The organism is Paenibacillus shenyangensis, assembly GCF_000346635.1.
Classification (GTDB): domain Bacteria; phylum Bacillota; class Bacilli; order Paenibacillales; family Paenibacillaceae; genus Saccharibacillus; species Saccharibacillus dauci.
The window spans coordinates 59008-71174 of record NZ_AOIG01000012.1 but is presented as its reverse complement, the minus strand read 5'-3'; the positions used below and the strand labels follow the sequence as shown (position 1 = coordinate 71174).

Here is a 12167-nt window from a genome sequence, read left to right as displayed (position 1 = left end):
AGGGCAGAACGACAGGAGCTACAAAAAGACACCCTATTTTGGTCTCTTTTACCCTAGAAATGTCTTTGTTCACCCTGATTTTGTCCTGATTCGCCCTATTTTTGTCTGATTAGCAACCCTTTTTCTGTCCATACTTTACCCTTTAAATGTCCATATTTGACCCTAAAAATGTCGCAGTATACCCTATTATTGTCCGTTAAAGCGTCTGTTATCCCTTATAACACAAGGAATATAGCCAGCCGAAAACAAGCAAAAGATTTAAAATCTATTAAAACTATGTTTATAAAACAAGAGAAAACATCACAAAGGGCTGTGGCGAAGCTCTTCCCTGTTTTTATCCTTCGGCTTGCTTTATAATGAGCCTATGATTCAGATACGGAGGCTTATATGCGGAAAAACAGTCTGGTTACCAAATCGAATAATTTAATTGAGACCCCTCTTAATCTGGGTGTTGTGGAGCTGCGTATTATTTTTGTACTTATCAGTACCATCTCTCCAAATGATGAAGAATTCAAACCTTATCGCTTCAAAATTAGCGACTTCGCCAAATTGATTGGTGTGAAAAATAAAAATGTATATCAGCAGATCAAAGATTATACATACAGCCTGATGTCCCAGCCTTTTTATGTACATGATAATCTGCAGGTTACCTGGCTCGCTTCGGCAGAATATTTTCCCGGAGAAGGCATGATTGAGGTAGAATTCTCTCCCAAGCTCAAGCCTTATCTTCTGCAGCTCAAAGAGAAATTTACCACCTACCGGCTGCAGGATATTATCAAGCTGAAAAGTGCCTACGCGATGCGGATCTATGAACTGCTCAAACAGTATGAGCGTATCGGTACGCGGACATTTACTATTCAGCGGCTCAAGGAACTGCTGGGTGTGGAAGACCAGTATCCGGTCTATTCGGATTTTAAAAAGCGGGTGATTGTCAAAGCGCAGGAAGAAATCAACAAGCACACGGATATCAAAATCGACTATACCGAGATCAAATCCGGACGCAAGGTAAGCGAAGTTAAATTCACTATCACTTCCAAAACACCCGACAAAAAAACGACTCTGCTTCCAAACAGGGAAACAGCAGCAATTGCCCAGCCGAATACATCCCAGCAGCTGAGCAGTTTGTTAAAGTATGAGTTTGGGCTCAAACAACCGGCGATACAACCTATTCTGGCTGAATATAGCAGAGACTATATTATGGAGAATCTAGACAAAGTACGACAGGATGTACTCCGTGGCAAGGTCAAAGATATTCCTGCCTACACGATGGCTGCCCTGAAGCATGATTACCGCACGCCCAAGACCGGTCTGCAGGCAGAACAGGAACGATTGCAAGAGGAGAAATCTGCACAAAAGCAAAAAGCAATGGAAGCGGAGAACTATTACAAAGCACTTTCTGTCAAAGTAAGCGACTATATCCAGCAGTTGTCAGCAGAGGAGCTGCAAGCTGAGCTGTCTGGGCTCAAGGCAAGTGTGAAGGATAAAGATATCGATATTATTGATGAAGATGCAACTGATCCGCACCGGATGACCGGAGCCTATTTTCAGCAGTTTATTCAGAAAAAGTTTTTTGCGGATTATACGATTGAGGTCTACCGCGGAGAGCAGGTACAACAAACAGCAAACGCAAATAATTAAAAGCTATTGCCGAACCCATGCGCGATTTTCAAGTCAATAACAATTTGCAATACAAACAGCGTATTCTTTTCTCTCTATCAAGAAAAGAATACGCTGTTTTAGTATGGATTAAATGATTTATCTGTTACGTGGAGTGCCTTTAGAATTTAATGTCGGCTAATTTATAGAGCATTTTCGTCATTATTTAGTTAGCCAATGAAAATTAAGTTTTATTGAAATCGGACAAAAATAGGGTGTTTGAATAGCAGATTGTTTAACAATGCATCTTTTCAAACCAATACACCCTATTTTTGTCCGTTTTAGGGTTCTTTTAATTGCATCCTCGATAGCCACTACTTTTTTGCTTATAATCAACCCTAAAAATGTCGCATTTAATAGTTTACTCCATTGTCGCTGTATCGTTCCATTATTGAACCAAACTGCAATGCCCCGATATAACTTTCAATTCATTATTGCCCACTTCGTCTTTCTTGGATAAGGCCTGTCCAAAATGATTGACAAATACCAGCTGTTTGTCGATAAGCTGATCAAGACTATCAATATTGCCTTCGATCATTGCTTTACGTAATCTTTCTTCATATGAAGTTACGAGTTCCTCATTCACAACCCCAACACCATTCCCTGTTCTATGCGCAGCAGAGTTTCACTTCATTCCTTATTCCTTGATTCACATCGTTTGGTGATATGGATTTTTTATTTATCGATCTTCATTTCTACGGCAGCAATCTCCAGCAGCGGCTGTTCACTCCAGCTATTCAGAAAAGAATAGACCGACAGGCTATCCAGCGTCTCCTGATCGAGTTCGCCGGTCTCTATATCGGCCAGCAGCGATTCACGAATATGCGGCTTTACAAGGTGAATCGGCTGCGTGATCATACCACCAATCTCCTGACCGGCAGCACGCTTCTCCCAAACAGCTGCTGTTTGTTCAAATGTAAATACGGCAGCAGCTCCATTCTCTGTTCTGAAATAGACTTTAGCCTGATCAGGCAGCAATGTAATCGATTCGATTATCCCATCGACCAGTGGTATATCCGCTGCAAACAGCTCCAGATTTAGATTTGATTTTCTCATTGTACTTGTTCTCCTTTATTCTCAAGACGATATGATTTTCAGCTACCGCTGGTAGATGCGCAGTTAATCGGCAGCTGGATATCTATTCTCACTATTTACCGATCGCCTCTCTCCTCAGCAGCAATCCGGCTGATCAGAACCAGCAGCCATTCGGACAGTTGGCGGAACCGGAATCCGGCACGGTAAGCTTTGGACGTGTCCATGATCCAGGAAGAAGGTACGCCAAATGGAGATTGTTCGCTCTCTTCGGTCTTGCTGCGTACGATAGCTTTGCAGCCGGTCTCCTGCTCGATCAAAGTGATAAGCTCCAATAGGGTGATTTCTCCATCCGAACGGGCATTTACCGGTCCTGTCAGTTCAGAAGACATTCCCAGCCAGTACAGAAAATCTGCCGCTTCCTGCTCGTGGATAAAGTTCATACGGGCTGACAGATTGGATATACCGATCACTTCGCCACGCTGTACTCGTCCAACATGAAAATGAAGGCGTTTGGTATAGTCATTGGGACCCAGCACAATCGGGAATCGTACAGCAGCTACCGGAAAATCAGCCTGCTGGAAAAATACAGCTTCTACCTGGCGCTTGCCTTCTGCATAATCCGGCTTGGCTTCCGGATTCGAATCAATTGGATGATGGAATGTATCCACCTGCCCTTCCAGCAGTACTTGTTCTCCAAACTCATAGACAGACAGCGACGACGTTACGATATAACGTCCTGCCCGGCCGCTGAATACAGAGCAGGCTTCCATTGCTTCGCGCGCATTATAACAGATATTATCGTATACCACATCGAATGTGCGGTTGCCTACAGCATGCTGCAATGCCTGAACATCGGTCCGGTCAGCCGTCAGCCGCTGTACTCGATCTCCAAAGGAATCTTCGGTTTGCCCACGTGTGAGCAGGGTTACTTGTACTCCTTTGTCCAGCAACAATTCCACAAGATCTCTACCGAAAAATCGGGTACCTCCAATAACAAGTACATTCTTCATTATGCTCGACCTCCTGTAATGATTAATGACGCTACTCAAAAGCACCTGCAATATGCAGCTTTAATTCTGAATAATCAGGATTATCCTTATTCATATTCCACTTATCAGGACTGCCCATACAGGGATTTGTAAAATTCCAGACGTGCAGTATCCAGTGGGAAAAATCCTTCGGAAACTTCATATAATCGTACCGGCCAGAAATGCTCTTCATTCTCCATAGCCTGCCGATCCAGCGTATAATACATCTTTTCAAGCATCTCCAGCATATCGTCGCTGTTTTCCGCATTCGGAAATTTAATTTTTCTCAGAACCATATCAATAAACGAACGATGAAAATGCACAAAATGTTCGATTTGCGAGTTACAAAAAGTCTTCTTGTACTGATTATCTTCGGGATGCAGGTAACCTATATACATAAGCTGCAAATTCATAAAAAAATATCCGCTCATATCATGACCAAAAATAATGAGATGCTCTTTTTCCAGTGACAGATCATATAGTTCCTCGTAAAACACTGTACCATTATTGTGATAAGGAACTAGCTGACGGGACTGATGAACGATATCGCTCAGCACTTTATTATTTTCTATTTCGATATGAGACAGGGGAGAAAGTTGGTCCGCGATTGCCTGTATCATGGGATTCATCTTTTGTATCCTCCCTTAATTGTTATATTTATACCCATAGATAACAATCATGATATGAGCTATACTCTCTACATTTTTCATTTACTTTTACGATGTTCTCTTAATGCTATGATTGCGCTGAAGGAAGCTCCAGTTGCTTATGTGCTTTCCAGGTCAGAGAAAGCATCAGAAGATAAACGATAAGATTAAGAATGACATAGATTATAGCAAGTATGGCAGAAACGGTCGCCCAGATATTGGCTTGTTCGGCATCGGCGAACAGACTGCATACGAATGAAAGCACCAGTGTTACTTCACAGTACAAGTACATTCTCCAGCGGCGATAAGCAGATTGCTTCAAATTAGGCTGCAGTTGCTGCTGCGCAATCTGCTGGATACCGAGACACAGGTAATATGCCATATACAACTGAGCTGCAGCAACAGGCACCGTCAGCAGACTTCCCCAGAATGCCGTTGCCGGTGTCACTGGAAGCACCATCTGGATCAAAGATAGTAGAATCAGCGCGACAGCTCCCCATTTTCCTCTGCCCATCAACGGCTGGAACGGTTGAATGCGCACGAATCCGATAATGATGATGATATAACCAATAATCAGCGGTACAGAATCGACCCATCCACTAACCAGGCTAGCACTGCTCAGGCCTTCCGTTACTATACGCAGCAACCACTGAACCAGAAATCCCCAGAAAAAATACAAAAAACTCATAACAATCCCCTTTCACTTCTATAGGTCTATGCATGTGCAGCGGTCTCAAGGCTGTGAACAGGTTGAACGGCTCTCCTTTACTCTTCATTTCAGCCCAGGCATCTTTTTTATTACAGAATGCACACTGCACAGCAGCAAGGAGCAGCAGAAAATAATAATATATCCTATTGAATACTATGTACTAAACCACCTGCTGCACCTCTTTTATCTTATCATTGAACCCTTCGTTTTCCAAAGTAATACACTTTCTCGATCTGTCCGGTATAGCTCCATGCCATTATATGGTATAGCCAAAACGTATAACCACGCTGCTCTATAATGCTGTAATATGAAAAACAACTTAAGCGATAGCATCGCAATCCATATCTGGGAGGAAATGAATATGCCAAGAGTACTTAGTAGCAACCTCGGTTACCCGCGCCTCGGTGAACAACGTGAATGGAAGAAGACACTGGAAAGTTACTGGAGTGGCAAGAGCGACAAAGCGACATTCCTTGACACGATGAAAAGTCTGCGTCTGGATCATCTGCGCAAGCAGCAGCAAGCGGGTGTAGATCTGATTCCGGTCGGCGATTTCTCGTATTATGATCATGTGCTCGATACAGCTGTCACGTTCGGCCTGGTACCTTCCCGCTTTGGCTATACCGGCGGCGAAGTGTCGCTGGAACAGTACTTTGGTATCGCTCGTGGTACCAAAGATGCTGCAGCTGGTGAAATGACCAAATGGTTCAATACCAATTATCATTACATCGTACCCGAACTGAATGATCTGACTCCTCAACTGACCGAGAACCGTGTACTGAAGCTATATCTGGAAGCCAAGCAGGAACTTGGATTGGAAGGCAAGCCGGTTCTACTCGGACCTTATACATTCCTCAAATTATCCAAAGGTTATGACAGCAGCGAATTCGCCGGCTGGCTGAACAAGCTGGTACCGCTGTACGCCCAGGTACTCAGTGAACTGAATCAAGCTGGAGCCAATTGGATACAGATCGATGAGCCTTCACTGGCATTGGACGTATCCGCTGATGAATGGACACTTGTGCAAGAAGCCTATACACAGCTCAATAAAGCTTCCGGCAGCAGTAATCTGCTTCTGCAAACCTATTTTGAAGGCGTCGATGGATTCGGCAAGCTGATCGATCTGCCTGTGCAGGGTATTGGTCTGGACTTTGTCTACGGTCTGGAGCAGAATCTGAATGCTCTTGATGACTGGGGCTTCCCGGAAGACAAAGTGATTGGTGTCGGCCTGATCGATGGACGCAATGTATGGCGCTCCAATCTGGAAGAAAAACTTGGACTGATCAATGTGATCGCCCAGACCGTTTCTCGTGACCGTATTCTGCTTCAGCCTTCTTGCAGTCTGCAATTTGTGCCGGTCACTTCCCGTCATGAGACGGCACTGGAGCCTGTCCTGCAAAGTGCGCTTGCTTTTGCAGATGAGAAGCTGGCTGAGCTGGCACTGCTGACCCGTGCAGCGAATATCGGCGGCGCTGCGGTGCAAAGCGAACTGGATCAGAGCCGCAAAGCAGTATCCCAGCTGGCAGGCTCGGACTGGCGTTCCCCGCAGCACCCGGATCAGGCAGCCAATGAAAATGATACGCGTAATGTTCCTTTTGAAGAGCGTCGCAGCCTTCATGATGAGAAATGGAAACTGCCTGTTCTTCCAACTACAACAATCGGCAGCTTCCCACAAACCGTTGAGGTTCGTCGTGCCCGCCGCCTCTGGCGCACCGGGGAATGGACGCCAGAGCAATACGAGCAATTTATCCAGCAGGAGATCCGTGAGTGGATTCAGATTCAGGAAGAACTGGGACTGGATGTACTGGTGCATGGTGAATTCGAACGTACGGATATGGTGGAATTCTTCGGTGAACAGCTGGATGGATTTGCTTTTACCAAAAATGGATGGGTACAGTCCTATGGATCACGCTGCGTCAAACCACCGATTATCTATGGCAATGTGAACTTCGTCGAGCCAATGACGGTCAAAGAAACCAAATATGCGCAGTCTCTCACTTCCAAGCCAGTCAAAGGCATGCTGACAGGTCCGGTTACAATCCTCAACTGGTCATTTGTTCGTGATGATATCCCTCGCAGTCAGGTATCGTACCAGATTGCCCGTGCCATTTCCGACGAAATTCTGGCACTGGAAGCGGCTGGTATCGAGATGATTCAGGTCGATGAGCCGGCACTGCGTGAAGGTCTGCCACTCAAACGCTCCAAATGGCAGGAATATCTGGATTGGGCAGTGGGTTCGTTCCGCCTCTCTACTGCTGCGGTCAAGGAAACAACGCAAATCCATACGCATATGTGCTATTCAGAATTCCATGATATTATCGACGCGATCAAAGCGATGGATGCCGATGTTATCTCAATCGAGACTTCACGCAGTCATGGCGAACTGATCTCTTCCTTTGAAGTGCATGGTTATGACAAAGGAATCGGTCTTGGCGTATACGATATCCACAGCCCGCGCGTACCAGGCAAAGAAGAAATGGTACAGCTGATCGAACGTGCCCTGCGCGTCCTGGATCCGAAGCTGTTCTGGATTAATCCGGACTGCGGTCTGAAAACACGTGCTCATCCGGAGACAGTCGCCGCACTGAAACTGATGGTAGAAGCCGCTCAGGATATCCGTCGCCAGCTTGGCCAGGAAACCAAGGTAGGCGTGTAATCCAGATATATCGGTTAGTCCCGGATCTTATAAAGTATAGTTAAATAATTACAGGTTATATCTGCTGCACTTGGATTTAGTAGAGTTAGCGTTAATGAGGTTATGCTTTATGTAATTAAATAATTATGTATTCGCATAGCATCAGCCTTGATTACTATAACCCTTAATAAAAAAGCACGCTGCGCAGTCATCTAGTTGATGTCTGCAGCAGCGTGCTTTTTATTTGGTATTTATAAATAAACATAGAATCAACGATAAGCAGATAGACCATCAGTATAGATGAACAGGTATTTTAATATACTGAGTTATTCTATCCACACAGGTACATATAATCAGCGGCAGCTATGTGATACATACTTTCCCGCTGATAATCAATATTCGTCCCGAATCACATAAGCATAATCAGGTTGTTCCTCTGTAAATCCGGCGAGCTGACGGGATTGGTACTGGATCAGTGTCTGACTACCCATCATAATAATATTGCGTACATCACTGTTCTTCTCGACCGGCAGCTGGAAACAGCGCACATGAGGAAATACTTCGCATATCGTCGTATAGATAGCATGAATACGTGTATCATGGGTTCCCCTGCCGATCAGATTCATGATCAGTGCTCCCTGTTCATGCAGCTTATGCTGCACCAATGTGAAAAACTCCAGCGACACCAGCTGATTCGGTGTCCCCGATTCATCGAATGCATCGACAATCACACTATCATACTGATGATCTGGCTGCCTTTCCAGCAGTTCCCTGCCATCCCCAATCCAGAGTGGATCACGTGCACAACCAAAATACTCTATACTCAGTTCTGCTACCGTACGGTTCAGCTCTGCCACCTGAATATGGCGATCGGCAAAATAACGACTCAGTGTACCAATCCCCTGGCCAATCATAAAGATATGCTGCAGATCGCCCAGATGATGTTCGAGCAAATGAATAATAGCTCGTGGATATTCAAAAACAATTCGCTCTGGATTATTCAGATCAAGGGCTCCCTGTACATCGGCATTAGCGAACTGCAGGACACGGAAATGCCCTTTTTCCCCGTAAAGTCGATCTGTCTCGTAGACGGTTATATCCGCATGAGGTGTTACCTGATGAAAAAGCACCTGCACAATCATATTCTCCTTCGGTATCGAGCAGCCTGGTTTATATAACTACTCTGTCATGTAATACTCTATTTTTGCGTCAAGATGATCTTTTCTGTTCTATAAAGGCAGCTGTACTACTTTATAGCTGTACTCGCGCTGTATCGATCAGTCAGCTGAATGCGGCATCTGCTCGGTAGTACATTCTTCATCTGCCTATTGCTTTAGCCACTAAAATAGTTACATTTTTTCATGTTTACGAGTGTATTCCCTTTTCTTAATCGGTGTATGGGGTATGTAATGAACAGTAACTATTTTACTTCCTTCCGGGCCATCAAGTGTCCTCCTGATCACGCAGTATATCTACTCTACATCCACTTATATCCTTAGCTGCAGAGAAGACCAGCGGCTCATCCATTCACCAACCTGATAACCGGCTGTTCGAGCCGCCATCTCCCTATGATGAAAGGAGTACGCCATGTCCAAATTCATCCCTACTCTGCTTAGCCTCTCTCTGCTCACCACGATGCTGCTCGGCTGTACAGACACCGGCCCATCGTCCAAAGCCAGCTCTGCCCAGGCATCTCATACCGATCAATCCGCTCCTTCTGCCGATACTACCCTGGGACTGGATAATATCCAGATGCAGGATGCCATGAAAGCAGCCGCCAACTATCTGAAAACCCAGTACACGGTTGATAATATCTACGATAAGAAGGACGAAACCAAGCAGCTAAAACGGGTTCAGCAAAAGCTTAAACCGCTGCTGACTTCCGAATACTACGAATGGATTCGCACCGAGCAATCTGTTGGCTTTCCTTTGCAAATCGCGATTCAGGAAAAAACCTCTATCACTCCAAAAGAAATTACTATCCGTTCACGTACCGTTTCCAATACAGATCAGATTATCCGCCTGTCTTACCGGCTCGATTTCCATCTCAACAAGCAAAATGAGTCCATCCCTCTGGGCGGCAAGCTGATCATGCAAAATGAAAATGGAAGCTGGAAGATCGCCAGTGACTACAATAATGCAGACAGTCTGCGGGAATGGCATGCTATTCCCTATGATCACTAATTACATCATTAACAGAATAAAGCCTCAACATCATTATATTTGGCTGACCTGCATGCAAAGTTCATCGGAAATGGGATTTGGCTGACCGTTTCTACTATTGTGCAGTCAGAATTTGTGGGCCTTCTGCTGTAATGGCAATTGTATGTTCATACTGCGCGGCAAGTTTGCGATCGAGCGTCCGTGCTGTCCAGCCATCCGGATCGATTGTCATATGATAGGTACCTTCGGTGATCATGGGCTCGATCGTAAATACCATACCTTCTTTGAGACGTACACCTTTGCCGGGTTTGCCAACATGCATATACGTAGGCTCCTCATGCAGATTCTGACCAATACCATGAGCGAGAAGATCGCGTACTACGCCAAAACCGTTCGATTCGGCATGCTGCTGAACCGTACTGGTTATATCACCCAGTCGATTACCAGACTTTGCCTGTTCGATTCCCAGATCAAGGCACTCTTTGGTGACACGCATCAGTTTCTCGGCAGTGGGCGATATGGGTCCAACTGCATAGCTCCAGGCTGAATCACCCAGCCAGCCGCCCAGTTCTGCTACGGTATCGATCGTCACGATGTCTCCTTCTTGAAGAGGCTTGTTGTCAGGGAATCCATGTGCGATGACATCATTTATAGAAGCACAGGTAGCATACTGGTACCCTTTGTAGCCTTTTTGGTAAGGTTTGGCACCGTGTTTTAGCATGATTTCTTCAAAAATGCGTTCAATCTCATTCGTAGTAATACCCGGTTGGATCATCGGTGCGATAGTGCGATGACATTCAGCTACCACCTGGCAGGCTTTGCGGATCGCTTCGATTTCGTGTTTGCTTTTTAAGATAATCATGTTCGTATCAGAACTCCTTTATAATAGCTTGCATAGCCAATTGGGCGATTCGATCCGTATCGGGACTGGAATTATCCGTGTAATAGTGCAGACCACAGCAGCCGACCAATACAGCCAGCATATAGCGAAGGCTATCATCGCTGCACTGTGTAATTGATTGAAGGGGGATATATAATTGCTCCATGAATCGCTGCCGGGCTGAATAACACTCTTGCTCTGTCAGCCCTGCATAATATTCCGATGCCATTTTGTAGACGAGATAGGCGCGAGCGTCCGACTGCCAGAGCTGAAGCAGTGATTTGCAGTATGATAACAGCTGCGCCTGATCCGCATAATCACCTGTGGTATGGATCCACTCTGTCAGCACATGTTCGCATCGCTCAAATCCGCTATCCAGCACATCCTCTATCAGCAAATGACGATTGGGATAATAATGATAGACTGTGCCGTAACCGAGCTCTGCCTCACGAGCTACATCGCGAATATCGAAGCTGCCACCGGTCCGAAAATAGGAACGTGCAGCAACATCCAGAATCTGCTCTCTGCGCTGCATACGTATATTCTCATTTTGTTCTTTGGTACGAGGACACATGAATGCAGACACCTCCTTTTATAGACATACAAATTTGTCGATATAAAAAGAATAGCCGATCGGCTGCTGAGATGCAAAAGAAATCTATAGGTACGTATAAGACTATAGATGAGACAGGTTCTTTTTGAATAGATTCTTGCCTTTGATCTGTCCTACAGCACTGATACAATATATGGAAAGGATGCTGAGAATAGTACAGATAGAATGGAACCATAAAGTCATATGTCCAGATGGCTCTATTCTCCCCTGCTATTTGGGTAATCCTGTGGATCGTAGCTTCATAATCAAATATAGAAAGGAGCATTCTTATGCGTCAGGTTCAGGTAAAAGCGTGGACACCGGAGTGGAGCACAAGATATGAAGCAGAATCCGCTATCTTACAGGCGATTTTTACAGACCAGCTACTTGCTATGCACCATATCGGCAGTACTTCGGTACTTGCAATAGGTTACGCCAAACCCATTATCGATATTCTGCTGCTGGTCCGGCAGATTGATGATGTTCCACTCTATTATGAACCATTGATTCGTGCTGGTTATAAACCACGCGGGGAAAATGGAATTGCCGGAAGAGAATACTTTACCAAGGGAGACGATCAGCGCACGCATCATCTACACATCTATGAACCCGCTCATCCACAGACTATCCAGCATCTGCTGTTCCGGGATTATCTGATTCATCATCCGCAGCAAGCACTGCAATATGGAGAACTCAAGCGGCGGCTGGCAGATCAGTTTCCCCATGATCCGGCCGCTTACCAGCAAGCCAAAGCAGATCATTGCCAGAATATACTAAGCGATGCCCAGCAATGGCATAATATGAACCGGGGAGGATAAGCCC

The 12167-nt window shown here is 45.3% G+C and carries 12 protein-coding genes; 4 read left to right on the top strand and 8 right to left on the bottom strand.

The features are described 5' to 3' along the window. The first annotated feature begins 387 nt into the window (after window positions 1-387). Window positions 388-1638 (top strand): replication initiation protein, encoded by a 1251-nt coding sequence (locus tag H065_RS26980; protein WP_017813136.1) that lies wholly within the window; start codon window positions 388-390, stop codon window positions 1636-1638. 406 nt (window positions 1639-2044) lie between these two features. Here the strand turns inward: H065_RS26980 and H065_RS25765 are convergent, their stop codons facing one another. The 5 genes from H065_RS25765 to H065_RS0111100 all read right to left on the bottom strand — a co-directional run bounded on the left by H065_RS25765 (window position 2045) and on the right by H065_RS0111100 (window position 5054). Beyond that, complete coding sequence (locus H065_RS25765) at window positions 2045-2242, bottom strand: nuclear transport factor 2 family protein (RefSeq protein ID WP_017813135.1); 198 nt, start codon at window positions 2240-2242, stop codon at window positions 2045-2047. An 89-nt stretch (window positions 2243-2331) separates the two neighbouring features. Further along, window positions 2332-2712 (bottom strand): hypothetical protein, encoded by a 381-nt coding sequence (locus H065_RS0111115; protein WP_017813134.1) that lies wholly within the window; start codon window positions 2710-2712, stop codon window positions 2332-2334. Window positions 2713-2807: 95 nt separating this feature from the next. After that, window positions 2808-3701, bottom strand: a complete 894-nt coding sequence (locus H065_RS0111110; RefSeq protein ID WP_017813133.1) for an NAD-dependent epimerase/dehydratase family protein — start codon at window positions 3699-3701, stop codon at window positions 2808-2810. A 104-nt stretch (window positions 3702-3805) separates the two neighbouring features. Continuing rightward, the gene (locus H065_RS0111105; protein ID WP_017813132.1) at window positions 3806-4348 is read right to left on the bottom strand and encodes an SUKH-4 family immunity protein; all 543 of its coding nucleotides are present in this window, start codon (window positions 4346-4348) and stop codon (window positions 3806-3808) included. Between the two features lie 106 nt (window positions 4349-4454). Next, window positions 4455-5054 (bottom strand): hypothetical protein, encoded by a 600-nt coding sequence (locus H065_RS0111100; RefSeq protein WP_017813131.1) that lies wholly within the window; start codon window positions 5052-5054, stop codon window positions 4455-4457. Window positions 5055-5436: 382 nt separating this feature from the next. On the opposite strand from H065_RS0111100, the gene metE reads away from it, so the two are divergent. Next, entirely contained in the window at window positions 5437-7731 is a 2295-nt protein-coding gene (gene metE, locus H065_RS0111095) for a 5-methyltetrahydropteroyltriglutamate--homocysteine S-methyltransferase (protein ID WP_017813130.1), read from the top strand. Between the two features lie 371 nt (window positions 7732-8102). Here the strand turns inward: metE and H065_RS0111090 are convergent, their stop codons facing one another. After that, entirely contained in the window at window positions 8103-8852 is a 750-nt protein-coding gene (locus H065_RS0111090; protein WP_338010875.1) for a spermidine synthase, read from the bottom strand. A 445-nt stretch (window positions 8853-9297) separates the two neighbouring features. On the opposite strand from H065_RS0111090, the gene H065_RS0111085 reads away from it, so the two are divergent. Then, a complete protein-coding gene (locus H065_RS0111085) occupies window positions 9298-9894 on the top strand; it encodes a hypothetical protein (protein WP_017813128.1) in 597 nt (198 codons plus the stop codon). A 94-nt stretch (window positions 9895-9988) separates the two neighbouring features. On the opposite strand, the gene map is transcribed toward H065_RS0111085, so the two are convergent. Next, complete coding sequence (gene map, locus H065_RS0111080; RefSeq protein WP_017813127.1) at window positions 9989-10735, bottom strand: type I methionyl aminopeptidase; 747 nt, start codon at window positions 10733-10735, stop codon at window positions 9989-9991. A 7-nt stretch (window positions 10736-10742) separates the two neighbouring features. Then, entirely contained in the window at window positions 10743-11327 is a 585-nt protein-coding gene (locus tag H065_RS0111075; protein ID WP_017813126.1) for a TetR/AcrR family transcriptional regulator, read from the bottom strand. A gap of 308 nt (window positions 11328-11635) precedes the next feature. Here H065_RS0111075 and H065_RS0111070 point away from each other — a divergent pair, with 308 nt between their 5' ends. Beyond that, entirely contained in the window at window positions 11636-12163 is a 528-nt protein-coding gene (locus H065_RS0111070) for a GrpB family protein (RefSeq protein WP_017813125.1), read from the top strand. Window positions 12164-12167 lie beyond the last annotated feature (4 nt).

Excerpts from the sequence above, each read along its gene's own strand:
- H065_RS0111075 (WP_017813126.1), bottom strand. The coding sequence starts at position 11,327 with ATGTGTCCTCGTACCAAAGAACAAAATGAGAATATACGTATGCAGCGC.
- H065_RS0111090 (WP_338010875.1), bottom strand. The coding sequence starts at position 8,852 with ATGATTGTGCAGGTGCTTTTTCATCAGGTAACACCTCATGCGGATATA.
- H065_RS0111115 (WP_017813134.1), bottom strand. The coding sequence starts at position 2,712 with ATGAGAAAATCAAATCTAAATCTGGAGCTGTTTGCAGCGGATATACCA.
- H065_RS0111100 (WP_017813131.1), bottom strand. The coding sequence starts at position 5,054 with ATGAGTTTTTTGTATTTTTTCTGGGGATTTCTGGTTCAGTGGTTGCTG.
- H065_RS26980 (WP_017813136.1), top strand. The coding sequence starts at position 388 with ATGCGGAAAAACAGTCTGGTTACCAAATCGAATAATTTAATTGAGACC.
- map (WP_017813127.1), bottom strand. The coding sequence starts at position 10,735 with ATGATTATCTTAAAAAGCAAACACGAAATCGAAGCGATCCGCAAAGCC.
- H065_RS0111070 (WP_017813125.1), top strand. The coding sequence starts at position 11,636 with ATGCGTCAGGTTCAGGTAAAAGCGTGGACACCGGAGTGGAGCACAAGA.
- H065_RS0111110 (WP_017813133.1), bottom strand. The coding sequence starts at position 3,701 with ATGAAGAATGTACTTGTTATTGGAGGTACCCGATTTTTCGGTAGAGAT.
- metE (WP_017813130.1), top strand. The coding sequence starts at position 5,437 with ATGCCAAGAGTACTTAGTAGCAACCTCGGTTACCCGCGCCTCGGTGAA.
- H065_RS0111085 (WP_017813128.1), top strand. The coding sequence starts at position 9,298 with ATGTCCAAATTCATCCCTACTCTGCTTAGCCTCTCTCTGCTCACCACG.
- H065_RS0111105 (WP_017813132.1), bottom strand. The coding sequence starts at position 4,348 with ATGAATCCCATGATACAGGCAATCGCGGACCAACTTTCTCCCCTGTCT.